Raw genomic sequence first — 25,196 nt, forward strand, 5'->3', positions numbered from 1 at the left:
AACCCCCTCGAAAAGCCTGTTGATCAGGGCTTTTCGAGGGGGTTTGCCGTTACAGGGCTGCCAGGAAACTTTCCAGGCGGCTCTTTATTTTTTCAGCCGAATCGAGTTGGAGGCACTCCAGGGCAAGGGCTTCCGTTTCAGCAAGGGTAATGGTGGCCACCATTTTTTTCAGTTTTGCGATATCTGCACTCACCACACTGAATTTTCTCAGGCCGCATCCGATGAGGAAGGGCAGCGTGAGTCTGTCGGAAGCCATGTCGCCGCAAATGGATGCGGGGCAACGGTTTTTTTGTGCAGTGGAAATGACCCGGTAGAGCTGCCGGATAATAGCCGGATGAAACTTGTCGAACAGATCCTGAACAATGACGTTGTTTCTGTCCACGGCAATAGTGTATTGGGTCAGGTCGTTGGTTCCGATGCTTACGAAATCGACGCACCGGGTAATCTCTTCGATAATCTCCACGGCGGCCGGGACCTCGATCATCGCCCCGATAAAGGGTTTTTCACAGGTTGAACCGGTTTCCTCAACTATTTGGGCAGAGAGATTTTCAAGTGTGGCTTTGATGAAACGGATCTGGTCTATGGAGGTGATCATCGGCAACAGGATGTGGATATTGCCGTGCATGTTTGCCCGCAGCACCGCACTGAGCTGGTTTTCAAGAATCTCAGGAACGTCGATGAGAATTCTGATGCCCCGCCACCCGAGATTGGGATTGGGTTCCCTGACCGGAGAATAGAGGAGCTTGTCGCCTCCGATATCGAAAAGCCGTATTACCAGCGGCATCGGTGCAATCGTTTCGGCCATATCCCGATAGTAGTTCAGCTGTTCCGATTCCCTCGGTACCTTGGTTCCGTCGATAAACAGGTTTTCGGTTCTGAAAAGGCCTACCCCTTCAGATCCCGCAGTCTTGATTCCCGCCAGCTCTTCCTTGAAATCGATGTTCGAGTAAAACGATATTCTGACACCGCACCGGGTGTATGCGGGCTGATCGGCGGTCAGCGAGGCATCGGCTTCACTCTGCAGTTCCTCGTCACGTTTTCTGTTATAGCGGTCAATGGTTTTTTCCGACGGGTTGATCACAACGGTGCCGGTTGTGCCGTCGATGATGATCTGCTTACCCGATTCCACCGTCTGTGAAAAATTGCCGAGCCCCACAACCATAGGTATGTTGAGTGATTTGCAGATCAGCGAAATGTGAGAGGTCTGGCCACCTGTATCGGTGACAAATCCTTTAACATTGCTGCGGCTCAGAAGAATGACGTCGGCAGGGGAGAGATGTTCGGAAATGACGATGGTGCCTTCAGGTATCCACGAGTGCAGTTTTCTGATGTGCAGGTTCCGGATAATCCGCTCCTTGATATCCCTGAAATCGCAGGCGCGTTCCTGAAAGAACTGGTCGTCGGAATTTCTGAACTGTTCGAGGTACCGGCCGAACTCTTCGTCGATAACCAGAGCGGCCGTTTTCTGTTCTTCCCGGATTCGCGCGGTGATGGATTCGGTCAGCACCGGATCGTGCAGCAGCATGATCTGGGCTTCGAAAAGGTTTGCATATCCCTTGCCGAGTTTTCGTGTCGTGACGCGTTCGATTTTTTTCAGCTCTTTTTCCGAGCGGTGCAGTGCGGTGACAAACCGTTCTATTTCGCCCTCTATCTCTTCAGGTTCGAGTGTTTTGGCCTCATGTTCGTACTGCTCTTTTTCAAATGCATAGGAGGTGCCGATGGCTATGCCTCGAGAGGCCCCTATGCCGCGGTAGGAATCCTCGCCAAGGGGGGCCGCCGCCGGTGCTGCGGAATTTTTCTTCTTGCCCTTGCCCTTTCCGGAGGAGGGTTCAGGCTGTGTTGTGGTTTTCTCGCTCATACGCTATGCTTAAAAGGGTGCGTCGTCCTGATTGATAAAGGAGGCCGAAGGGATATTGCGTGATTCCGGAGGTTCCGGCATCGCATGCGGTGCCTCTTCTTGGAACCCTTCATCCTGTCCGCCTGAAATATAGACATTAGCGGTCGACTGAAACCGTCCGTAATTTTTCATGAACAGCAGGCGGATATCCCCAATCGGTCCGTTTCGCTGTTTGCCGATGACAATCTCTACGATGTTTTTTGTGGACGAGCCATCCTCGAAGGTATCTTTTCCATACATTTCCGGGCGTGAAAGAAACATCACTACGTCAGCGTCCTGCTCTATCGAGCCTGATTCCCTGAGATCGCTCAGCTGCGGGCGTCTGTCGCCGGAACGCTGCTCGACGGAACGGTTCAGCTGGGCAAGGGCGATAATCGGAATGTTCAGCTCCTTGGCCAGTGCCTTGAGCGAGCGGGATATCTGTGCGATCTCCTGTTCCCGGTTTGATTTTCCGTCCCTGACGGGTGTGACCAGCTGCAGGTAATCCACCACAACCATGCCGATATTGTGTTCCTGTTTCATCCTGCGGGTTTTGGCCGACAGCTCCATGATGGAAATTCCCGGTGTATCGTCGATGAACAGTTTTGCATCGTTCAGCTTGTCCATGCTGTTGATGATCCTTGCCATCATTTCCGGGGTGATGCGGCCGGTTCGGACAAGCTGCGATTCCACATAGGCTTCTGCGCACATAAGCCTGATTGCAAGCTGTACTTCAGCCATTTCAAGGCTGAAAAACAGCACCGGAGTATTGAAATCCACCGAGGCGTTACGGGCAAGTGCGAGGGAGAATGCGGTTTTACCGGCTGACGGTCTTGCCGCGATGATAATCATATCCGAGGGCTGGAACCCGGCTGTAAGTTGATCGAGTTCGGAGTATCCCGAGCCGATGCCGGTAATGGAGGATTGTGAAGCTCTCAGGTTTTCAAGAATGCGGATGCCGTTCTTGACCAGCTCCTTGATAGGTGAGGCCTTCTTTTTGATGCCTGCCTGGGAGATATTGAAAAACTGCTGTGAAGCGTGCTCGACAAGATCGAAAATATCCATCGACGAGCTGTAGGCTGCCGACGATATCTTTGCCGATATGGAGATCATCCGCCGGTAAAGATATTTCTCCTTGGCAAGGCGGGCATAATATTCCACATTTGCTGCACTGATCACCTTTCCGGAAAGTTCGGCCAGATAGTGTCTTCCGCCTACGGGTTCAAGCTCGTTCATTTTCAGCAGCTCTTCACTGACCGTAATGAGGTCGATAGCCTGCCGTTTATGGTAGAGCTGCATCATGGCGGTGAAAATGATCTGATGCCGTCGTTCGTAGAAAACCTCGGCGCCGTTTTCACCGAAAATCTGAATGACCTGTTCTACAGGATCCTCTTCAAGAAGAAGGCAGGCCAGCACCTCCTGCTCGATTTCGGACGAGTAGGGCGGAATTCTGCTTTCCCTGCTGAAATCGATATCCTTGCTGAAATCGATGGCATCGGGTTTCGATTTGCCTGATGTTCGTGTCATGGTTGTGGTTCGCTCTTCTTTCCCTGAAGGGTATCGTAATGACGGCGCATAAGCTGGACGTCCTCCCAGCAACCTCTTTTCCAGTTCGGGTTTCTCAGCAGTGCTGCCGGATGGTAGGTAACCACGCAGTCGAACCTGTTCCAGCCGATGATCTTGCCTCTCATGGCGCCCATCGACAGATTGTTGTCGAGGAGCGTATTGGCGGCCACCCGCCCAAGCAGCAGCAGCATGCCTGGGTCGATCAGCTCAAGCTGGTTCTGCAGCCAGGGGCGGCAGGATGCGATCTCGTCCTGCAGCGGATTGCGATTCTGCGGAGGGCGGCATTTCAGAATGTTGCAGATGAAGACATCTTCGCGCCGGAAACCGACAGCGAGGAGAATTTTCTCGAGCAGTTGTCCGGAACGCCCTACAAAAGGTCGCCCCAAGGCATCTTCATCGGCTCCCGGCGCTTCACCGATAACGACAAGCCGGGCTTTAGGATTTCCCTCACCGAACACGAAATTGGTACGGGTGGCTGCCAGACGGCATTTCGTACAGGTTTTCGAGTTTTCGTAAAGCTCCTGCAAATCGCTGTACAAGGGTTTTTCTTTCCCTGCCGCCTCCGGCTGATGTTGGTTTTCGTCAAATAACAGGCCCTGCATAACTAACGTGCTGTTTCTTGTTTACCGTCCGGAATGCATCAGTTGTTCCATGCAATCGAGCAACTGCCTTGCGGCTTCTTTTTTTTGCATAAGGGGCAGGATGGTCTCCGAGTGGTTCCGGTCAATCAGGGTAAGCACATTGGTATCCACCTCGAATCCCGATGTTTTCCTGTCAAAGGTATTGAAAGCCACAAGATCGAGATTTTTTTCCTGCAGTTTTCTGTGTGCCTCTTCGAGTCCTTCACCGGTTTCAAGGGCAAAGCCTACAGCAAGCTGATCGGGCCGCTTCTGTTTTCCGAATTCCGCAAGAATATCCGGATTTCTTGTCAGTTTCAGCTGCAGATGCTGACTGTTTTTTTTCAGCTTGCCCTCATGCACCTGCTCCGGGCGGTAATCGGCTACAGCAGCCGCGGCGATGAAGACCGCACAGACGCCGTAAAGCGGTTTTGCCGCTTCATACATTTCACAAGCGTTTTCGACGTCAAGACGTTCCACGCCCGGAGGGGTTTCAAGATGGACAGGACCGGTTATAAGGGTTACCTCCGCGCCACGTTCTCTGGCGGCTTCGGCAAGGGCGAACCCCATTTTGCCCGACGAATAGTTCGATATGAAACGGACTCCATCAATCTTTTCCCTGGTCGGTCCGGCGGTGATGACTACATGGCGCCCCCGGAGCGGAGAGTCGGGGACGGCGTTCTGCAGTGCCATGCCGATGCGTTCGGCGATGACTCCGGGTTCCGGCATCCGTCCGGTTCCGCACTGTCCTGAGGCGAGATCTCCGTTTTCGGGTTCGATAACGGTACATCCCTGGGCGGCAAGCAGGGCGATATTGCGCTGAACTGAACCGGAGCGGTACATCTGGCCGTCCATTGCAGGAAAAATCAGCACAGGCTTTCCCGGGCGCAGCGTAATGAAACATGCCGAGAGCATGTCGTCGCACAAACCGGCAGCCAGCCTTGCGAGGGTGTTTGCTGTGGCGGGAGCTATGACCAGAGCGTCCGCCCACTCTCCAAGTGAAATATGCCGGGTGAAATCCGTTCCGGGAACGTCCGGAGGGGGAAACATTTCCCGGTATACCGGTTCTCCTGAAACGGTAGCCAGCGAAAGTTCGCTGACGAAGCGGCATCCTGATGCGGTAAGCGCTACCCGCACTTCCGCACCGGCCTTTTTGAGCAGACGCACGATCTGGGGCGTTTTATAGGCCGCAATGCCTCCGGAGATGCCGAGGATGATTTTTTTCCCTTTCAAAATCCTGCAGTGTTCGTTACAAAATGGTAAAGAATAATGTATAAAAATATAAGCACTTATTTCTTTTCGTCCGATGACGGGGCTATGCGTTTCCAGAACTGTTCCCAGGTGTGGAAGCGTTCACGGTAGGAGATGCTTGCTCCCCAGGTTTCGGATGGTTTCTGCAGGTTGGTATTCGATGCCTCGCCGGTAAGCTGACCATAGGAGCGGTAGGCTTCGAGATAGACTTTCGGCGTTACCCGGTACTCGATTTTCTGCGATGTGCCGTAATAGTTGAAAAGCGCCTTGTCCTTGATGTCAGGGCTGCTGCCGGTGCCGACAAAACGTACCTTGCCGTTGGTTCCGGGAATATTGACGGCAAAATAGAGGTCAAGTCCGCTGAGTTCTCCTTTCTTGTCGAGCCCGAGATTGACATTGAAACTCTCGATGCCGGCAATATTCTGGACGATCCGCGAAAGCTGTGAAGATACCAGCCCGGCCCCGGTCGAAAGGCCGGCACTCGATACCTCCAGGCTGCCGTACTGTCCGCTGCTGCCGGGAGGGGCATACCATTGTTTGGAAAGCAGCATGGAGAGCACATTGAGTTCCGCATTGGGATCAATCTGGCTGGGCTGACCGCCGATCATGCTCTGGGAAGCATAGGGTTGCATCTGCTCGTTCAGATAGTAGCCCATTCCGACCCTCGGCTCGTTGAGCGTTCCGGTTATGGCAAGCAGCAGGCGCACGTTATCCCTTTCACCGGTCTGGGAGCTTGTGACGCTGAGGTATTTGGTGCCGTAGAGGTTATCCATCCGGCCCTCGCGGATTTCAGCGTTGTTCCAGGTGATTTTCCCGCCGTCTTCCAGGTCGAAGTTCGTATTGGAAAAACGGTATTTTCCATCGGTAATGTTGACCGAACCGTACAGACGGTAGCGCTGGTTGCTTTTGTTGACGATCAGGTAAAGATTGCCGATAGATGCTTCGAGCTCCTCACCCCGGAGCCGGTCGAAAATTACCGTGTATTTCAGCGGTTCAATACTGCTGAGCTTCAGATCCCTGATCTGCAGGATATCGATCAGGGAGTAGTAAAACTCGGCAGGTTTTTTTTCAGAACCGTTCTGCCCGGAATTTTCCGTTTTTTCAGACGGATAACGGGGCACGAATTCGATGAATTTTTCCGCGCCTACATATTTTGCACTTTCATTGGCGCCTGTTCTGTAGAGCGAAAAATCGGCGTTGTCGATCCGCATTCCCCCCTCCACAACCGGGGCGGAAAGGTCGCCGTGAAGCCTGATATTGCGGGTTGTTCCTGTAACCGTACCGAAAGATGTTTCATCTTTGCGGTCTTTTTTGTTGTAAAGCAGGAGTTTCGAACAGCTGGCGCCGAGTTCGAGGGATCTGGGCTCGAGCTGTACAAGCCGGATCAAGCCGCTGATTCTGCCCGATCCCTGGTGCAAATCCCTCACGGCGATCTCCTTCAGCTCTACCTGACGCGGGTTGACCTCCACATCTCCGTTCAGGATATAGGTTACCTGTGTCGGTTCGACGGTTATACGGGTATCGCGCAGACGGGTGGTAAGATAAATATCCGGTTTCGGTGTTCGTCCCGAAATGGTGAGGGTTGTAGGGATAATACCCTCTGCGTTTTCAAAGAAAGGCAGAACATATTCGAGAAATCTGGCCGAAAGATTGTCGGAACGGAACGACGCGCTCACTGGTTGCTGGTCGGGAACCCGGACCTGAAAAGGAACGTAGCTCAGGAAGAGGGGCATGGATCCCTTGCCTTCAATGGCGTTCATCGCAAGGGATGAGGTTTCGCCTGACGGTGCCGCCGCGCTCCGGAAATCGAACCCGAGCCGGCTGCCGTTGTGGCGAGCGTTGAACTGCATGCTGCCGAACAGAAGTCCTTCATACCGGATACCCCTTCCGGCAAGGCTGAGCGTACTTGTCTTGGCTCCCGGAGAACCGTTTACGGTAAGCGTTCCGTTCACGACTCCGGCAATCGTTCCGGGAGAACCGGCTGAGCCGTTGCGGTTGAAGCCAGCCAGATCGATATTCGAGAAGGTACATTTGAAGGTTCCGGCTCTGTTGCTGCTCAACTGACCGTCGAGTACAACCCGCTGACTTCCTTTCGCAATGCTCAGGCTGTTGAAGGTTGCTGAAGCACTGCCCAGAGCGATACGGGAGTCTGCAGGTATCTGCCAGAGGCCTTCGCTGTTGCCCATCGAGAATTTGTTGAGCGTAATGTCATAGGTTTCCCCGCTGCGTCTGGCAGAGAGAGCGGAACTGATTTTCCATGCCTGTTCAGGAAGCTCTCCATCAAGGGTTGCCGAGAGCCGGGCTGGAGTGTATAACGCTTCGAACGCCAGATTACCCGATTTCACTCCGGTAATGGAGAGTTCAGCGACTTTGCCCTTCAATGCGGCTGTCGAAAGCCCTTTTCTGTTGTATTCCATTACCGTCGATGCCGCAAGATTGTTCAGTGCCGTACCGGAACCGCCGGAGAAAGAGATGATGTCGAACGATGAGGAGATCGTGCAAAGCCCTTTACGGTAAAGCAGTTCCCCCTCCGTGCTTCCCTGAAGCGCCATATTGCGTACCGGCAGCAGAACGATAAGCGGGGTTACATTCCTGACGGCGATACGGTAGGTGACCTTGAACGGGTTGTCGGGTTGGGGTACCGGAGGGCTTTCGATGGCCGGCAGGCCGGCAGGCCAGAGGCTCTGGGTTCTGATTTCACGGGTGATGCCGTATCCTGCAAGTTGCACTGCTCCCAGAAGCTGTTTAAGGGAGTAGTCGCCACTGAGCGAGGCATCGAGAAAGTCGCTTTTTACCGTTATCTGCGAGGATGCTTCCCGTTGGGCTATTGCCACGGCCAGTTCCGATTTGTCTCGGAGCCGGAACTCGTTGATCGAAGAGGGCTCAAAACGGATGGCGACTGCCGCGTTGAGCGACCGGGGATCGAATCCCTCGCCTTTCAGGGCAAAGGTTCCATTCAGATCGGTTACGAAATTACGGGAGTTGAGTGTTTTCGAGAGATCGATCTTTTTTATCCGGCCATCGGCTTTGTAGAGCGGGGTCGGATTGTTCAGGTCGATCTCACCCGAGGCGTCAAGGAATTCGGCGAGGTTCTGAAGCGAAATGCCGGTTTTGAGGACTTTCCTGTTGTAATCAACCGTCAGAGAGCCTTTTTGGATATCCTGCCGTTCCCAGAATGAGTCCTTGATGTCGGCTGACAGGGAGAGTCTCTCAAGGCTTTTCACGCCTTGGCTGACCCCTTCAAAAGCACCTGTCGCCCGTAGCAGGTTTTTGCCGCTTTTTCTGCCGGATGCCTCCAGAAAGCGGTAGGCTTCAACCTCGGCGAGTGTAAATGTGCCTTTCCATGAGAGTTGTTTTTCCATGGCGCCTTTCGATTCGGCCTCAAGCGATACCCTGCCGATTCCGGTGATCAGGTCAATCGAGGTTTCCGCCTGTTTTGGTGACCCCTCGGCTCTGCCGAGGAAGGTTACCGTTCCAAGTTGTTCGGCTGCTTTTTCGTACGGGGTTTCGGCAAACAGGGCTTTTAAAAAAACCGGTTCTATCGTTGAGCTGTCGCATACCACCCTGAAGGAGAGCGCATCCTTTTGGCGCAGGTGAAGCAGTTCGCCCTTGAGGGCAAGGCGGCTTTTTCCTCTGGTGATCCGTGAATCAAATACCTGCAGTGACCCGTCTGCTACTTTTGCGTTGCCTTTGAGATGGTAAAGCCCTTCAGGAAGCAAGAGGCCGGGGTAGAAGATTTTTATGTCGGCGGTATGCAGGTGCAGGGCATTGATATTGATGAACGAGCGGCTTGCCGTAAGTCTTTCGATAAACTGTTTCGTTCCGTCCGGTGCGAAAATATTGAAATCATCGATCGAAACCGAAAGTTCGGCACTGCTTCTGCCGCTTTCGGCTTTCAGGGCAAGCAGTTCCGAACGGCTTGTCGAGAAATGGAATTTTGCCGATCCCTCCCGCAGGCGGAACGCGTGCGAAGGCAGTGCAAAAGCGCCCTTTTCGAGGACTCCGCTGAACAGGTTTTCCTTCAGTCTGAACGAGGTGATTTTCAGATCGATGTCTTCCGCCCGGTAACGTTGAGGAGTTTTATCTGCGCTGTTTTTTATCCAGGAGAGACTTCCGTTTTCAACGGAAAGCTTTTTGCAGAAGAAGCTTTCCAGAGGCGCCCGGCTTGAATCGGGATTTCGGGAGGTGAAAATGACGTCGATATTTCGTTTACCGTCCTCCCGTTCGATAACCGTTGCCTGCAGGCTGTCGGCGCTGATTTTCCTGAACGACAGTCTTCTGATTTCCGGCTGCAGCAGCATGAGGAAATTAAAGCGCAACTTGATGTTTTTTGCCGAAAAAGCCGCTGATGACGATCCCGGTTCGTAGATTTCCGGTGCAACCAGGGTCACCCTGTTCGGAAAGTTCAGATGAACAGCCCGAAGTTCCAGGCGCCCGAAAAACTCCTTGTTGAAAAGGGCGATCATCTGTTGTTGTGCATACCGGTCGAGCATGCCGCTGTTGAGTACAACCGCAGCTATGAGCGACAGCACAAGAATGAATCCGGAGACTCCTGTCAGGAGTACGAGCGTATAGTGTTTAATCTTTTCCAAGGTCAGTCCTGCAGCAGTATCGTTGGAGAATGGTTTCTATGATACCGCTCGTCGATCGTTCCTCAAGAAGCGGCAGGGTTTGTACGCTGCCGCCGCTTTCAAGTACGGCTCTGGCCCCTGCAATCCTTTCGACAGGCCAGTCCGCCCCCTTGACCAGAATATCGGGAAGCAGCAGGCCGATAAGCGCTTCGGGGGTATCTTCGTCGAAGAACGTTACCGCATCCACGGCCTCCAGAGCACAGAGGAGGGTAGCTCGGTCGACTTCGCTGCAGACCGGCCGATGAGGCCCCTTGAGGCGTCTGACCGAGACATCGCTATTCAGGCCGATCACCAGAACATCGCCAAGTTTACGGGCAGCAGCAAGGTAGTGCACATGTCCAGCATGAAGAATATCGAAACAGCCGTTGGAGAAAACAACTTTTTTTCCTGCCGACTTCCAACTCCGCACCTGTTCGGCGGCTTCCTCCAGGCCAAGCAGTTTACGTTTCATAACAACAGAGGATGTGGTGTATTAGCTCAAATGGTATAAAATCAATTTCGGATATTTTTTTCAAATTATCGTATGGGCCGTAACGATTCATGGAAAGGGAGCAAACAACTTTTTCGATGAGGGCATGAATGCCGCCGGGCTTTATTTGTTCAGGCCCGAAAAGCTGTTTACTTTAAGGCACGTGTAACCATCCACTATAAAGAACTTGTCATGCGTTCAGCCCGATTCCGGAAGACTAATAATCCCGGCAATTCTGATTTGTTATCCGGAAACTGAAGCCCGTGTCTGGCAGCTCGGCACAAGAACCCATGACCCTAAACCTGCAGGATATGCGGATGGCCATGCATAAGAAAAGCAAAAAGAAAAATTCTTTTGCAGACAGAGTGTTCTGCCGGTGCTTTATGTTTGCCGGTATGCTGCTGCGCCGTCTCGGTCAGCCTCAAGCCGCACTGCTCGCCCGTTTTTGTGGCGATATGGTATACTCCTTTCTGAAGATCCGGAGAAACATGGTTGAGAGCAACCTTTCCGCAGCTTTTCCGGAAAAAAGTCAGGCTGAAATCAATCGTATCGCCAGGCAGGTCTACCGCAATCTTGCGGAAAACGCTGTAGAGGTACTTCGTCTTCCACTTGTCAGTAGCCCTGAAGATGCTGCACGACTGGTTGAAGTCGATGCTCGCGAGTTTCTTTCAAAGACACGCGATAGCAACAAAGGTGTGGTTTGTATTTCTGCGCATTTTGGTAATTGGGAACTGCTTGCAGTTTCCTTGGGGATTTTGATATCACCGTTGACGGTTGTTGTCAAGCGCCTGAAAAACAGCGAAATGGACCGTCAGATGAATCTTTTGCGCAGTATGAGGGGAAACACCGTGGTCTATAAACAGCAGGCCCTCCGAGAGGGACTCAGAACCCTGCGGAGCGGAGGCGTCATGAGTATTCTTGCTGATCAGTCCGATCCGAAGGGCGGTTTTTTTATGGTTTTTCTTGGCCGCAGAGCATCGGTCTTTCTCGGACCGGCTTTTCTTGCCCTGAAAACAGGAGTACCGCTTTTTGTTGTCATGTGTCGGAGAAACGGGGATGGTAGATATATTGTCGAGTTCGAAGAGATAGATTATTCCGATCTTGGCACTGCCAAGGCAGATGTTGAAGAGCTTGCCCGCCGCTACACCATGGCGATTGAACAGTACATCCGCAGATACCCCGAAGAGTGGTTCTGGTTGCATGACCGATGGAAGAGAACGGAAGAGAATAGTCGCGATTAAAGCGGCCTGCCCTTATAGCGCGCAGATAGCATTGATGCTGTAGGCTTATCCGACATGCGTTCAGCAATGCTGCCAGATCGTCAAGTCAATTAAAAATGCTGTTCGCAGGATATTCGTCCGGCTCCTGATGTTCATCATCATTCAATAAGGAGGAAGTTCTCAATTCCTTTGAGCGTTGCCACTTCTTTTTTTTCGATAATGCTTATATAATTTGATGAACAGACCTGCCGGGGTTCTGTAGATCGACCGAAGTTCCTCGTCACGTTGTTGTAAAGCCATGTTGAGCCATTCGATATGCTTTTGCTGTTCGCTCAATGCCGTACTGACGTGCGCATAAAACATGGTTACGAACTCTTCAGGAAATGATTTTCGGATAAGGTTTTCCTTGTCATGCAAAAAAAGCTGGTCTTTATTGTTTGTGGAATACCCTCCTGGCTGGTAGAGTGCGATAATCCTGTCAAGGTATTTCTTGCGGATATGGGGGTTTCCGAACCATCGCATGTTGAATTCCCAATCGGCAAGGACTTTATAGCGTACATTAAAGAGGCCAAGCCTGTCAAATACGGTTTTTCTGAAAAAAATCGACTGGTGACAGATGTTTTTTTCCATAAGCTTGAGGCAGGAAAATTCACCGTCATAAGCAAATCCTTCTTGACCCCACTGTACGTTACCATAGACAACGTCGCTGATTTCAGCTTCGCTGGATTTCAGTATGTCGGTAAATACACGGTTATCTAACAGAACATCGTCACTGCCAAGGAAGTAGAGCCAATCGCTATCGCTCAATCCTATTCCCTTGTTCATGGCATCGTAAATGCCGTTATCTTTCTCCGTTATAAAACGGATATGAGGATGTTGAGCTGCATGTTTTTCAATGATATCAAGCGTTTGGTCTGTCGATGAGCCATCAATAATAAGGTGCTCCTTGTTTGTATAAGATTGACTGGCTACGCTCAGGATGCACTTTCTTATATATTTCTCGGCGTTATAAGTGGGGGTGATTATTGATAGTTTCTGTTCGCTCATGGTTCATGATATTCATTTTTCATATTCAAGTTCTGCATCTATCATTTTCTGTATCACATCCTCCATACGCGTTTCGGCTTTCCAACCGTTGATTTTGTTGGCTTTACGGGAATCTCCGCACCCGAAAGGGAGGTCGGTTGGTCGAAATATTGACTGGTCGATATCGGTATGCTCCCGCCAGTCGAGCCCAAAATAACGAAATGCGCAATCTGCAAAATCGCCAAGCGAATGGTTTATTCCTGTTGCAATTACGAGATCCTCAGCCCGATCACCCTGCAGCATGCGCCACATTGCATCGACATATTCCGGAGCCCATCCCCAATCGCGACTGATTGAGGTATTTCCCAAGCGCAGTCTTTCTTTGCTTCCTTTGCCGATACGGCAGGCTGCTGCAACAATCTTTCTCGTCACGAATCGCTCGGGACGCAAGGGCGATTCATGGTTAAATAAAATCCCGGTACAGGCATATAAGCCATAAGCTTCCCGATAGTTGGCGACCTGCCAGTAGGCTGCCGATTTTGCTACTGCATAAGGACTTCGAGGACGAAATGGCGTATTTTCATTGGCAGCAACACCTAACGTATCGCCAAAGCACTCTCCGGATCCCGCGTTATAAAAGCGAATCGGACGGTCAAGAAAGCGGATAGCCTCCATCATGTTGATCGTTGCCGACATAATGCTTTCGAGCGTTTCTACCGGTTGCTCAAACGAAAGCCCAACGGAGCTTTGACCTGCCAGATTATAGATTTCATCAGGCTGCGTCCTGTGCATCACCTGAAGTACACTTCTAAAATCATTTAGAGCCATGGACTCAAGCCATACTTTTTCTCGGATGCCCAGACGTGTAAGATTCTTGAAATCGCTGATCTGGGCATCTCGTGAAGTACCAATTACTTCGTACCCTTTGTCAAGGAGAAGTTTTGCCAGATATGCCCCATCTTGTCCAGATATGCCGCAGACAAGTGCTTTCATAGGTTTATGCAATTTATGTTAGGTATTATTCATGATAGTCATAGGTATTGTATTCATGTTTTTTTAAGCAGTTCATACCACTCCGCAGATTTCAGGTTTTCACGTATCATCTCCGAAATCAGTTCGTTGAAACTGGTTTTCGGTGTCCATTCGAATTTTACTTTTGCCTTGGTCGAATCGCCAAGCAGCGTTTCCACTTCAGCTGGCCTGAAGTATCGAGGATCGATCTGCACAATGCATTTCCCCTGGGCTTCGTGCCCTTTTTCTTCCACGCCACTCCCATTCCTGGCTATCGAAAAGCCGATTTCGTTTTGCGGCGGCAAGTACAAAGTCCCGAACGCTGGACTGCTGGGCGGTGGCGATCACGAATTCTTCGGGTTTTTTCTGCTACAGCATTAGCCACTGTATTTCCACATATTCTTCGGCATGGCCCCAGTCACGTCTTGAATCGAGATTTCCAGGATAAAGGTAATCCTGAAGGCCGAGTTTGATCCGTGCCAATGCGCGGGTGATTTTACGGGTGACGAAGGTCTCACCGCGTATGGGGCTTTCGTACTTGAACAGGAGCCGTTACAGGCGTACATGCCATACGATTCTCGGTAATTCACCGCTGTCCAGTAGGCATAGAGCTTTGCAATCGCATAGGGGCTGTGGAGATAAAAGGGGGTGGTTTCCTGCTGAGATACTTCCCGCAACAGTCCGTAGCGTCTCGACGCATTTTCCTGATAAAAATGTGTTTTTTTGCAAGGTCAAGAATCCTGATTACCTCCAGAATTCGTAAAGTTCCAAGAGCATCCGAGTTGGCAGTATATTCAGGTCCCTCAAACGAAACCGCCACATTGTTCTGTGCCCCAAGATTGTAAATTTCATCCGGCTGTACCTGCTGGATAATACGGATCAGATTCGATGAATCCGTAAGGTACTCGTGATGCAGAACGAATTGCCTGTGGGTAGTATGGGGGTACTGATAGAGATGATCGATTCGGTCGGTGTTGAATAACGAACGACGGCGCTTGATGCCGTGAACTTCATAGCCTTTTTCAAGTATTAGTTCCGCCAGGCAGGCTCCGTCCTGCCCGGTTACGCCGGTGATCAATGCTTTTTTCATTCGATGGCTTTTCGTTTTGGTGATGCGAAAGCCTCATTGTAGAGTTGTAGCAGGGCGGTAGCACTCTGTTCCCAGTTGAATTTTTTAGCCCGATTTCGAGCACTCTTACTCATTTCGTTGCGCAGTTTCCAGTTTCCGCCGATACACAAAAGAGCTTCTACCCAGCTCTCATAATCTTTCGGGTCCAGCAGCAGTGCCGCATCTCCAGCTACCTCAGGGATCGAGGTCGTTTTTGATGTTATCGTCGGGGCACCGAACTGCATGCCTTCGAGTACAGGGAGACCGAACCCTTCGAAAAGCGAAGGATAAAGGTTTGCGTAACAGTTCCGGTAAAGCCAGATCAGTTCATCGTCCGAAACATACCCGGCCATGATGATGCTATCAGCTATTCCCAGCTTTCGAAGATGATTGAGAAACCCGTCCATCAGCCACCCTTTCCCGCCGGCCAGTACAAGAGGCATCGGGTACTTTACCCTCTGCGCGTAGCCGGCGTAAGCCTCGGCAAGATGGTACTGGTTTTTCCTCGGTTCGATTGTTCCCACGTTCAGCCAGAATTCTCCGGTCGGAATTTTTTCGAGCGCTTCGGGACGTTTTCCTTTCCGGAAAGAGTCCGAAAAACGCGAGCAGGGATAGATAACCCTGATACGGTCTTCAGGAAAATGCGGAAAGACCTCAAGATAGTGCGCTCTGGAAGCTTTCGATATGGCTACAACCCAGTCAGCCACTATAGATGAGCGGAAAACGCCTTCGAAACAGTTTACCCGATTGGTTTCCGTGGTCCACTCCGGATTGACGGCAAAAGCCATATCGTAAAAGGTGTAGATTAGACGGCTCGACTGAAGCTGAGTCGGGCACCAGAAATTGTTCGAATGGATGATATCCGAATTTCCGAGAGCCGCTTCAACATTCGGCTGTTTCCAGAAGTGTCCTGCCTCCTCATGCGAATGGTGTCTTGGGCCGTAATGGGAATGGCGGTTTTTATAAGGATTATGCACAGGCATATTCGTGTCGAACCAGAAATCGCCAAAACTCGGCAGTAGAGAAAAATGGTTGCCGGAAGAAAGTTCCAGGACTGCCTCTATCATTGCATGGGCAAAATAGCCACAACCCGCCTTTCCCGATCCCGTTTGCGAAATGTCGAAAGCTATATGCACAATGTCTTAAGGTTTGTCAATGTAAAAAATCACTCGGTCGTAGTAATTGATTTGAGCAAGCATATCGGTTATTCGTAAACGACAATGGCTGTCTCCTGTTCTGAACGTGTTCCACTCTTTCATCGAAAAGGTTTGTAAGCTGGAAGGGTGGGGCATCGGGACGATCTTTGTGCCTTGGGCGAAGCCAGCATCATAAGTGATCCTGTCAATTTTTTCGAGTACGACATCCCGTTCTATCCAGGTCGGGTCGTGTATTTTCTGCACTGCAACAAATGCAATTGTTTCCGGTGATGTGCTGTGTCGGGCACCCGGTTCCACGAATATGGCTCGTCCACCCTTACGGAGAATTCGATGAAATTCGGAGAACACTTTCGGGTAATCATGCATGTGATGCAGCGTATCATAACAGAGGAGATGACCGAAAACATTGTTTTCAAAGGGCATACCATGACCGTCTCCATGCGCAAAACTCATCAGGCTGCCATCGATTCTGGAATCTGAATGTGCTCGGTTTTCAAGGCAGGCTTGTAAATCGCCATGGATATCGAACGCAACAACCTGAAATCCCATTCGTGCACAGAATTCCGAAACCCAGCCGGTTCCTGATCCGAAATCGAGCATAGGAAATTCCAGTGACTCCGGGTTAAACAGGGCAGCCATGATGGAAAAATCAAACAACAGCCGAGGAACCGATCTTCCTGCAGTGAACGGTTCGGTCAACGTGGGCGATATTTCCGGAACATCATTTGAGGATAGTATTCTAACTGCGATATCTTTTGTATGCGCAACAGGTGTTATCATTGACCGATGTTGGGATTTTTTTTGCTACTGCGGTGTTTTCTTGTATTGCTAATGGGATATATATTTTAGACCCCTGAATGATGAATCGTAAGCAGGTCACACTGTGTCGTTGCATTCTGATCTCGGGATGATCTTTCTCAGCCAGGGAAGGTTTTTCAGATAAAGATTTTGCAATTGCATTTTTTTTAACCATCGTATTCAGTCTTCATTTGACCAATGATTTTGAAGAGATTTTCATTCTCTTGCTGGAAAGCTCGTTCGGCTTTTTCACCTTTTGAGAAAATGTCGTTAACCTTGTCCAGAAACTTCCGTTTCCCTTGGGTAATCTGGCTCGGATGTGACTCATGTTTCTGAACGAGTTTTGTCAAGGTAAGTCGTTCACTGAGGGCTTCAAGGGCCGCCTTGGTTTTGAATTCGGAAGTGACTTTGCAACGAGCCTGTTTCATAGTGACTGCTGGATTTATGGAGTTTAAAACAATTTAACCAGTTGTCCTGTTTTTGGGGAGTATTTCAAGGGGAACAGTACCCAAAATATTCTTATTATTCAATTTATTATTACCGTTATGTTATAGATAGTTATATTAAAAAATGCATGTGCCCCATCTCAATTTTGAGATTAGATAACGCAATTCAAACTCCGCTTTCGACGTTGCGAGTCCGCCTAAACGATTATGCATCGAGACATGCGCATAGTTTTTTAGCCATCGCTTGGGTGCAATACCAAAGCTTTTTTTAAACATATCGTTGATTTCAGCATGTACCCTTACTTTTTCTCCCAATGTTTTATTGTTGGCATACATTCTTGATCCGGCGAGTTTTTCCTCTAAGTATGCAAACCTTACGCCGGCATGGCCGAGGCGCAACCAGTATTCATAGTCCATACAGTAATTCAGTGATTCGTCAAGTAAACCATGCTGATCGACTATCCGCCGCCTGAAAAAGAGAGCTGGTTGGCAGATAATGCAGGTTTGACGCAGACGATCAAAATCCCAAGGCTCGGTGGGGTATGCTTCAAATGGGCAGTCATGCATATCAATGTGGTCGGCCTGACCATAAATGACGTCAATATCAGGGTTTTCTTTAAAAAAGGTAACAACACGCAGTATTGCATCAGGGTAATAAATGTCGTCGGAGTTTATCCATCCGATTATTTCACCATCAGTTGCAAGAATGCCTTTATTCACCGCATGGGTCTGACCCCGATCTTTTTCTGATATCCATCGCACACAACAGTTGTAGTGTTCCAGGATATCAACAGTCTTGTCGGTACTGCCTCCGTCAAAAACAACATGTTCTAAATCTGGCCAGTTCTGGTTCGCTACACTCAGCAGCGTGCGTTCTATGAATTGGTCTTGGTTGAATGATGGTGTGATGATGCTGACTTTCATTATTGTTGGGGCGACGATATCAAAGTTATGCTTATGTCTTCATGTTTTTTACTATAGATTTTTCAGAACTCATACCATTGTGGCATTATGCCATTTACTACGGTTTTTTCCTCTTGTTGATTGCCATTGCATTTTCAAACAGTTCCCAATACTCATTCCCCATCATTTTTGTGTCGGAGAATTCTGCGGCCCGGATTTTTCCGGCAGCGATGAGCCGTTTGCGGAGTTCAAGGTTATCAATCAGGTTTACCATGGATTGAGAAATTTGTTCCGGAACTCCAGGATCAAATAACAATGCGGCATTACCTGAAATTTCCGGGAGTGATCGCGTGTTGCTGCAGGCAACCGGAATGCCGGCTGCCATTGCCTCAATGACAGGCAGTCCGAATCCTTCATAAAGTGACGGGAATACCATTCCTGCAGCATGGCTTAATAAGGAAGAAAGTTCATCGGTTGGGAGGTAGCCGGGAAAAATAACTCGGTTTTCAAGCCCTAAAACTGATGCTGCACGAATCAGCCATTGCTGGCGTTCTCCCGGTGCACCGGTACAGACCAGCTTGATGTCTTGAGGTAGGCCCTGCCGGGTTGATATGGCGAAAGCCGTCAAGAGTATTTCATGGTTTTTGTGTTTCCAGAAATTGGCAGGATATATGAAATACAGATTTGATGTGAGCCCGAAGTGATTAAGAAGCTTGTCTGGATTTTCTGTTTTACTGGTGATACGTTGAGCCATTTGCAGGTAAATAGTTCGAATTCTGTCTGGCTCTATATTTCCATGCTGAATGGCTGATTTTCGGGAATAGTCGGAAATGGCAGTGAGCATGGTTGCCCGGCTACAGGCCTCCAAGAATGTTTTGTTCCTTAGCGCTACATCTTCAGGGGTGAAAAACTCCGGATAGGTTTTGTATTGCAAATCATAAATGGTGCTGACGACTGGAATTTCAGGTTCGTAATAGGTCGGGGCAGTAAACGGACAGAAAAGCAGATCAACAGCCATCTCTTTCAGGAGCTTGCGTGTTTTGATTGGGTGCTTTCCCATTCTTTTCATGATGCTTTTTTTTAGCCGTATGGCAGTGCGATGTATATTTCGGGATACCAACGGCAGGATATTTGCGCCGGCATGCAGCTGGTTCGATTTTGTGGGACTTGCACTTGTTGTTCGAACCATTACCCTGCGCATGTTTGCGCAATCCAGAGCCGAGAGCTCTTCATGCGAGGCTTCTTGAGTCAGCAGGATAAAATCGGTCTTGGGTTTCATCTCTGCAAGTATGCGCAGGAGCTCAAGAACAAACAGCTTGGCACCGCCGTTTTCTCCATCGGGAAGAACAGGGGTTAAATCCACTGCGATGGTATGGAGTGTGTTACTCATGATTACCGTCAATTTGATGGGTCAAATTGCTTATTTCAGTCCAGTTGCTGAGTTTTTGCAGAATTCTGAAGCTTCGATGCGAGTATAGTTTGCGTATATTCGTCGTTAGTGAAGCAATTCGTTTGTGCATTGCGGCGCGCTCTTGTTCCGACTCGTGAACCATTTTAGTCAGCGTTTGAATCTGTTCCCAGCGTGCCGCACGGTCTTGCTCTGATTCCAATTCCCTGTTTCTGATGTCAAGCAGGGCTTGTACAAATCGCCCCTGCGGCATTGCAAGCAAGCAGGCCTCAATCTCATCAGGGTTATTTGTTATAAAAGGCGTTCGACTTACGGCAAAAAACATATCGTAGTGAGCGAAAATTGCAGGCTCAAAATTGATATGGCTAATTCCAAGTTGTCGGAAAAGCATCGTCACAGTCCGTTCGCTGAAGAGAAAAAGATGCTCCTCTGTTTTAAGTTGATCAAGAAATACATGTTTGGATTGAACCAAATCGGCATGGAGCATATTCTCCCTGAACTGCGGGGTCTGAATAAGCAAAATCCCATTGGGTTTAAGCAACCTTATGCAGTGACGCATGGTTATTTCCGGATCGGGAAGATGCTCCAGAACATCCATCATAACAATGGCATCAAGGCTTCCGGCAGGAATGTCAAGAGACTCAACTACTCCAGTTTGAATCTGAATACCAAAAGTTTTTTTCCCGTATTCAACTACCCAGGGGCTCATTTCAACCCCTGAAGCTACAAATCCCAAAAGATTCATCAACGCCACAAAGCTACCGTGAGCGCAACCTATTTCAAGAACTGAGGTCTGCGGCAAACAGTACTTCAGCAGAGTTTTGAGCCAATGCAGATTTCGCTCTGTGAGGTCATTTCGCGAACGGGTGTAAATATCTGGAAAGCCAAGCTCCTTTTTCTGATGATCAAGCCAGTATTTTTTTCCATAGAAGTCGATATCGTCATTACTGACGGCTACTTGATCAGCCGGGAGCGGATTGCATGAAACCAGTGTTCCGCATGCTGAATATTTAGCGTAATCCTTGCTGAACTGTTCAAATCGGGGATTTTTACACCAGCAGGCGGGGGGGGGCATTAATTTTTTCCTTTTAAGCTAAATTGGCGTCTTGGCAAGAGAATAAACAAAGAAGCCGGTTATGAAAAAAAGATATTGTAAAGCCTACTTGATTAATGGATTCTGATTTGGGTGAGGGGAATTGCGTTTTCTATATACAATTATATATGCGACTTATTGTGTGTATATAACACTGAATATGGCTTTTTATGCTGGCTTTTCAAAGCGGAAATTATAGCACTTCATTATTTAATGTATTTGTTCACGATATTGTAATAAGAGAGGCTGAAAATGCAGGTTATAAAGACGTTATGCTTTTTGAACAAACGCCGACCAATCGCTGATTCTCTTTATGAAGTGGTGTACACATATATGGTAATGTCATACCGCCGTTCGGGGCGGTACAGCAAGATCAATCAGGCACCGACAGCTCTGGAGCGTATAGTCTGCTCCGGAATCGATATGCACTATAGTCCGAAATCCGGTGTGCAGTTTACTTCCAAATATTCAGAAACAGTTTTATGAATGACGCTAGGTTGGCAATGAAGCTCTATTCTGATCCTTGAATTTTCATCAAGGTATTACATGAATGGGGGAGCATGCCTGTAATTGCTTGTAAAGTTGGAAGCCTGCTGGAGATGTTTCGTGGTACAGGCGCCTTCAATGTCCAAGCGACATTTGGTGGTAAATTATGTTTTTATTACCTTATATTTTTTCCTATCAGCTCAATCACGTCGAGAAGACCATTGCCGCAAAATTCATCTTCTACCACGAGGGCCTGTGCCAATTCTTCAGGAAGTCCTCCCCAGCCAGCGATAACCCGCAACAATGGCTGAAGCAGATCATCCACCGGCGTGTCCAGTAGTAGAGCCTCAGGTCCGTATGCCTTCAAGATATCCGAGCAGTATGCTTCGTAACCATCCGCCATCCGTTCGAGTGCGGGAAAATGTTCGTTGCTGTCAGGCTGGTCGATATAATCCGGGACTACCCGTTCTGGTTCTTGCCGATAGCCATCAACCTGACCTGTTGGGGCGGCAAAAACCGCTTCGAAAAAAATTGCATATCTGATAATATCGGGAATCCGAACTCCACTTTGTTCCTCTCCGTAACAAGCGTAAGCTGTACCACCCGTTTTCTCCACCTCTTGAGCCGACGGGGTAATGCCAAAATAATAACCGTTGATGCTTCGATTTGTCACAGCTTGCAATGCCTTCTGGATTGTTCCGGAAAATCCCAGATCGACGACGCCTACCAGATGTTCCGAGAAAAACCCTTCTTGCTCTAGGTATTTTTTCAATCGTTTCGCACTCTCTTGGCAATGAAGATCAATGGATCGGTGCAGTTCCTTCATGAGCCGGGCAACCTTGTCCCGGTCATCTGGAAGCTTCACTCGGACATTCAGCGACTCGGTATCTTGCAGTAACGATGGATTGAGGCCAAAACGCGAGAACAGCAATTCACCGAAAGTTCCAGCGAAGCCCCCAGCACCATTGACAAGGAGCCGCAAATCCATGGTTTTTGCATAAGCAGCTGGCAGGGTACCTCGCCTCGATACGAAGAGATATGAAGCAGCAGGGAAAATTTTGCTGGAACCGGAAAACATTGTGGCCAGTCGGGTATAGGTTCGGTGCAGAAAATATCCACCGCGAGAAAGGAACATGAGTCTACTCACCCCATGCTGCTTCGCCATGCGTATGAGCCAGGACAAAAAACCGAATACCACGGGGCCAATAATCAGATAACCGAAATCATATGAAGTTCTTATTCTGTATGGATGCCGGGAATCTGGCTTGAAGGGATTGCTGCCAACTTGAGCAATGGCAGGCCCCAAAACAATGCCTGTCCTCCAGTCACTTTTCACATATCGCCATCCCGAAGGCATAGGATACAGACGCAAGTCGGCAAGCACAGCAGTATTGATAACGCCCATTGCCTTGAGAGAAACGTTATAAACGTTCTGGATGTCAGAATGTTCGTTATCGCCAATGTGTATGAACTGATCGGAAACGATGCCTTCTGTAGCCTTGATCCTCGTCCAGATGGTTCCATTATCTTTCCTGTACCCAATCTCAGATGAGCAGTACACGGCATCAATAACTTCCGTCATGCCATGCCGATTGAGTACTTTGAGCAAAAAGGCGCTGTCCATATATGTATCGCTTACCACGATTACCCGGCACCCAGCTTTCTTGACGCTTCTGCAAAGGTTGAGCATCGCTGATCTCGGAACAAGAACACGGAATTCAAGTTCAAGTTCGAGTTCCAGAGCGCGATTGACAACATCCGTATTCCAGTCGCATACATGAGGAAACGCATTATATATTTCATGGATACCAACGTCTCCATTTTTTTTCAGCATTCTCGCTTTGAATTCAGCATCCTTTCTCAGTTTCAGAAAGTCATCATCATGCCCAATTCGATGTTCACAAACAAGAATATGTCCTATATAGGACTGCACGTCTTCCGGAGTGGCTGCAAGTCTGGTGAACAGGGTATCGTAAAAATCGAAAGACACTATCTTCGACTTCAACACAATCTTGTTGATAACATCAGTCAATGTTTCAAAATAGTGGCCGAGCCGTTTTTCCGAACGGCCGATGCGAATGCTGTCTGTGGCAAAGTCAGCCTCACCGTACAGAAATCCCGAATGCCTGCATATGACACCTATCGACCGCTCCAGTACATGCGCAACTGTGCCATCGTCAGGTGCCGGCTCCGGATCGAAATCCGCATATTTCCACTGATAAGCAAGTAATGGACTTAACGCAGATGTGCGTGCCCAGAACATGCCACCCACCGGAAAATCAAGAAATCCTCTCTTTTCGAACTCATAAATGCCAAGACGGCCAAGTATACTGCTGGTAAGGTGACCCACTGATAACCAATGATGGTACCAGTATGGTAGATCGGAATGCGTACTCGGTCCAACAACCCCCAGGTGCGGATTGTCGGCAAAAGCAGACAGTATGCCGTTGACGATGGTTTCGCTGCCGGTTAGTTTTTTCAGGATATCGTCACGCCAGTCAGACTGTTCACGCCCTGATCGCAGCGATTTTTTAGTATGAACATGCAGCATCAAATCATATTTACAGATATGTTCTCGCAAGCTGACCAGGAATGGTGCGAAATTGCGGCCCCTGTTTTCACTGCCGACAACCTTTACTGTTCCCTGAGAAAAATAACGTTTTGCCAAATGCTCCATCGACTGCACCTTGTTTGGCGAAGTGGTCACAAAGACATCGAAGGGGACAATAATATGTTTCAGGTCTTGAAAAATCTGCTCTGCAACATCTGTGTAGTAGGCATGGAGAACTATGCAAATTCGTTGTTGCTTTACAGCCTTTTGTGAACATCGGAGAGGTATGCAGCTCTCGTAACCCAAGGCGTTGGCCATCGAATACTGAAATTCCAGTTTGTCGAAAGACGTACACTTCATGTTGAACTCCTCATATCGACGAAGCTCCTTGCGATACCGGCGTCGTTTGTTTTTATGCATTGGGTATCGAAGCAATGCCGCGATTTTGTATCCAAAAAAGACTCCTGGGTAGCGCAATGCGGATGGCATCGAAACCCGCATGGCAATTTTTGAACGAAACTGCTTACGTTTACCCGAGTCCAGCGGATACATCGCGCAGGCAAGCATCCTCCCAATTAACTGAGTGTTAGTCGGTATTGTGCCGGTGTCAACCCCGCCAGGAGAACAATCGGCAGAAGTAGCCGAAAAAGATGGTATGGAGGTTTCGTTTTGAATTGGTGACTCCGAGGGCTTAGAGTTTGTGAGAGGTACCTGCTCATTGGAACGAAGTATACATTTTGTTGCAGGCTTTTCAGTCGAAGCAGGAACATCTTCGGTATTGAAGTGTTCGAGTTTCCTGTCAAGTGCTGTTAACCGAGCAAGATCATCCTGTGTGTGGGGGTCTATTTTTTCCGTATTCTGCAATTGTAAAGCAATATCAGGTAATGGATCTTTGTGCACTGACAGCGCACAGGATGTTGTAGCAATCGATGGGCACGAACGCATAATATCCGTAAAAATGAGATTCACTTCTGTCTTTCCGATGAGGGCATATCCTTTGCTTCTGAGGTAGTGCATGAATCTAAGGCTGTTCTGTGCGATGAACTGATCAGATGGTTCAATCTGAACAACTGCCGGACGCCATTTTATCCAGTCAATATCCTGAAGAATCTCAAAATCAAACCCCTCCACATCAACAGCAAGATAAATGGGTGGTTTTTCAGAAAAGTATTGTTCAAAAATTCTGTTGATACGGATGGTCGGCACCCGGTCTATGCGCTCAAGCCCAACCAGTCCGTTTCCCCACGCTTCGACAAAGTGGCGGGAAAGAGAGGTGATCTCATTTTGTCGGGAAACAAAGAGATCCGTTTCTTTTTCATTTGAACTCGTTACCGCGTAATGGAGAACAGTATCGCGATTACGAATTCTCAACAGATGCCCGATCAGCTCTTGATTGGCCTCAACCAGAACCCCTGTCATGCAAAGCTCCTGAAACAAAAGAGGCTCCTCGCTGTTTCAAGTGGGTGATGATATCAGAAGCGTATATTGTGGTGTAACCAACTAAGCCAGTAACCAGTACGCTCATGAACGACCTTACCCTTTTTCAGATGGCCTTGGGACTTGAGTCCCCATGGTATGT

General features: G+C 49.1%; 17 protein-coding genes and 1 pseudogene. 1 reads left to right on the forward strand and 17 read right to left on the reverse strand.

Annotated elements, in window-relative coordinates; all coding sequences use genetic code 11:
• Positions 1-49: 49 nt before the first annotated feature.
• Genes ptsP through rfaE2 form a run of 6 tightly spaced genes read right to left on the reverse strand, consistent with a single transcriptional unit; the run spans position 50 to position 10,392 of the window.
• Entirely contained in the window at positions 50-1,858 is a 1,809-nt protein-coding gene (gene ptsP / locus K9G39_RS10375; RefSeq protein ID WP_292004854.1) for a phosphoenolpyruvate--protein phosphotransferase, read from the reverse strand.
• Between the two features lie 9 nt (positions 1,859-1,867).
• Complete coding sequence (gene dnaB / locus K9G39_RS10380) at positions 1,868-3,403, reverse strand: replicative DNA helicase (RefSeq protein ID WP_292004855.1); 1,536 nt, start codon at positions 3,401-3,403, stop codon at positions 1,868-1,870.
• The gene (locus K9G39_RS10385; RefSeq protein WP_292004856.1) at positions 3,400-4,044 is read right to left on the reverse strand and encodes a uracil-DNA glycosylase; all 645 of its coding nucleotides are present in this window, start codon (positions 4,042-4,044) and stop codon (positions 3,400-3,402) included. The genes dnaB and K9G39_RS10385 overlap by 4 nt, the downstream gene beginning before the upstream one ends.
• A gap of 21 nt (positions 4,045-4,065) precedes the next feature.
• On the reverse strand, positions 4,066-5,295 hold the full coding sequence (gene coaBC / locus K9G39_RS10390) for a bifunctional phosphopantothenoylcysteine decarboxylase/phosphopantothenate--cysteine ligase CoaBC (protein ID WP_292004869.1): 1,230 nt from the start codon (positions 5,293-5,295) through the stop codon (positions 4,066-4,068).
• 53 nt (positions 5,296-5,348) lie between these two features.
• On the reverse strand, positions 5,349-9,902 hold the full coding sequence (locus K9G39_RS10395; RefSeq protein WP_292004857.1) for a translocation/assembly module TamB domain-containing protein: 4,554 nt from the start codon (positions 9,900-9,902) through the stop codon (positions 5,349-5,351).
• Positions 9,889-10,392 (reverse strand): D-glycero-beta-D-manno-heptose 1-phosphate adenylyltransferase, encoded by a 504-nt coding sequence (gene rfaE2 / locus K9G39_RS10400; protein WP_292004858.1) that lies wholly within the window; start codon positions 10,390-10,392, stop codon positions 9,889-9,891. The genes K9G39_RS10395 and rfaE2 overlap by 14 nt, the downstream gene beginning before the upstream one ends.
• Positions 10,393-10,793: 401 nt before the next feature.
• Here rfaE2 and K9G39_RS10405 point away from each other — a divergent pair, with 401 nt between their 5' ends.
• A complete protein-coding gene (locus K9G39_RS10405; protein ID WP_292004859.1) occupies positions 10,794-11,651 on the forward strand; it encodes a lysophospholipid acyltransferase family protein in 858 nt (285 codons plus the stop codon).
• Between the two features lie 159 nt (positions 11,652-11,810).
• Here K9G39_RS10405 and K9G39_RS10410 read toward each other — a convergent pair whose 3' ends face one another.
• From K9G39_RS10410 to K9G39_RS10455, 11 genes and pseudogenes are all read right to left on the reverse strand, one after another.
• The gene (locus tag K9G39_RS10410; protein WP_292004860.1) at positions 11,811-12,677 is read right to left on the reverse strand and encodes a glycosyltransferase family 2 protein; all 867 of its coding nucleotides are present in this window, start codon (positions 12,675-12,677) and stop codon (positions 11,811-11,813) included.
• Positions 12,678-12,689: 12 nt separating this feature from the next.
• Positions 12,690-13,649: a GDP-mannose 4,6-dehydratase gene (locus K9G39_RS10415; protein ID WP_292004861.1), complete on the reverse strand. Its 960-nt coding sequence runs from the start codon at positions 13,647-13,649 to the stop codon at positions 12,690-12,692.
• A gap of 53 nt (positions 13,650-13,702) precedes the next feature.
• Positions 13,703-13,972: a GDP-mannose 4,6-dehydratase gene (locus K9G39_RS11225; protein WP_363319390.1), complete on the reverse strand. Its 270-nt coding sequence runs from the start codon at positions 13,970-13,972 to the stop codon at positions 13,703-13,705.
• 64 nt (positions 13,973-14,036) lie between these two features.
• Positions 14,037-14,757: pseudogene (locus K9G39_RS10420) on the reverse strand (GDP-mannose 4,6-dehydratase).
• Positions 14,754-15,911, reverse strand: a complete 1,158-nt coding sequence (locus tag K9G39_RS10425; protein ID WP_292004862.1) for a glycosyltransferase family 1 protein — start codon at positions 15,909-15,911, stop codon at positions 14,754-14,756. Before K9G39_RS10425 ends, K9G39_RS10420 begins: the two are co-directional and overlap by 4 nt.
• 6 nt (positions 15,912-15,917) lie before the next feature.
• Positions 15,918-16,712, reverse strand: coding sequence for a class I SAM-dependent methyltransferase (locus K9G39_RS10430; RefSeq protein WP_292004863.1), 795 nt, complete (start codon positions 16,710-16,712; stop codon positions 15,918-15,920).
• Between the two features lie 185 nt (positions 16,713-16,897).
• Positions 16,898-17,158 (reverse strand): hypothetical protein, encoded by a 261-nt coding sequence (locus tag K9G39_RS10435; RefSeq protein WP_292004864.1) that lies wholly within the window; start codon positions 17,156-17,158, stop codon positions 16,898-16,900.
• Positions 17,159-17,293: 135 nt separating this feature from the next.
• Positions 17,294-18,100: a glycosyltransferase family 2 protein gene (locus K9G39_RS10440; RefSeq protein WP_292004865.1), complete on the reverse strand. Its 807-nt coding sequence runs from the start codon at positions 18,098-18,100 to the stop codon at positions 17,294-17,296.
• 97 nt (positions 18,101-18,197) lie between these two features.
• On the reverse strand, positions 18,198-19,469 hold the full coding sequence (locus K9G39_RS10445; RefSeq protein ID WP_292004866.1) for a glycosyltransferase family 1 protein: 1,272 nt from the start codon (positions 19,467-19,469) through the stop codon (positions 18,198-18,200).
• Positions 19,462-20,562 (reverse strand): class I SAM-dependent methyltransferase, encoded by a 1,101-nt coding sequence (locus K9G39_RS10450; protein WP_292004867.1) that lies wholly within the window; start codon positions 20,560-20,562, stop codon positions 19,462-19,464. The genes K9G39_RS10445 and K9G39_RS10450 overlap by 8 nt, the downstream gene beginning before the upstream one ends.
• 679 nt (positions 20,563-21,241) lie before the next feature.
• A complete protein-coding gene (locus tag K9G39_RS10455; protein ID WP_292004868.1) occupies positions 21,242-25,036 on the reverse strand; it encodes a rhamnan synthesis F family protein in 3,795 nt (1,264 codons plus the stop codon).
• Positions 25,037-25,196: the final 160 nt, after the last annotated feature.

It is taken from the genome of Chlorobium sp., assembly GCF_021740465.1.
In the GTDB taxonomy this organism is placed as follows: Bacteria; Bacteroidota; Chlorobiia; order Chlorobiales; family Chlorobiaceae; genus Chlorobium.

What these genes read in the sequence shown, in the direction of transcription:
- K9G39_RS10440 (WP_292004865.1), bottom strand. Translation starts at nt 18,100, where the DNA reads ATGAAAGTCAGCATCATCACACCATCATTCAACCAAGACCAATTCATA.
- ptsP (WP_292004854.1), bottom strand. Translation starts at nt 1,858, where the DNA reads ATGAGCGAGAAAACCACAACACAGCCTGAACCCTCCTCCGGAAAGGGC.
- K9G39_RS10435 (WP_292004864.1), bottom strand. Translation starts at nt 17,158, where the DNA reads ATGAAACAGGCTCGTTGCAAAGTCACTTCCGAATTCAAAACCAAGGCG.
- K9G39_RS10445 (WP_292004866.1), bottom strand. Translation starts at nt 19,469, where the DNA reads ATGAGTAACACACTCCATACCATCGCAGTGGATTTAACCCCTGTTCTT.
- rfaE2 (WP_292004858.1), bottom strand. Translation starts at nt 10,392, where the DNA reads ATGAAACGTAAACTGCTTGGCCTGGAGGAAGCCGCCGAACAGGTGCGG.
- K9G39_RS10430 (WP_292004863.1), bottom strand. Translation starts at nt 16,712, where the DNA reads ATGATAACACCTGTTGCGCATACAAAAGATATCGCAGTTAGAATACTA.
- K9G39_RS10415 (WP_292004861.1), bottom strand. Translation starts at nt 13,649, where the DNA reads ATGAAAGCACTTGTCTGCGGCATATCTGGACAAGATGGGGCATATCTG.
- K9G39_RS10450 (WP_292004867.1), bottom strand. Translation starts at nt 20,562, where the DNA reads ATGCCCCCCCCCGCCTGCTGGTGTAAAAATCCCCGATTTGAACAGTTC.
- K9G39_RS10410 (WP_292004860.1), bottom strand. Translation starts at nt 12,677, where the DNA reads ATGAGCGAACAGAAACTATCAATAATCACCCCCACTTATAACGCCGAG.
- dnaB (WP_292004855.1), bottom strand. Translation starts at nt 3,403, where the DNA reads ATGACACGAACATCAGGCAAATCGAAACCCGATGCCATCGATTTCAGC.
- K9G39_RS10405 (WP_292004859.1), top strand. Translation starts at nt 10,794, where the DNA reads ATGTTTGCCGGTATGCTGCTGCGCCGTCTCGGTCAGCCTCAAGCCGCA.
- K9G39_RS10385 (WP_292004856.1), bottom strand. Translation starts at nt 4,044, where the DNA reads ATGCAGGGCCTGTTATTTGACGAAAACCAACATCAGCCGGAGGCGGCA.
- K9G39_RS10455 (WP_292004868.1), bottom strand. Translation starts at nt 25,036, where the DNA reads ATGACAGGGGTTCTGGTTGAGGCCAATCAAGAGCTGATCGGGCATCTG.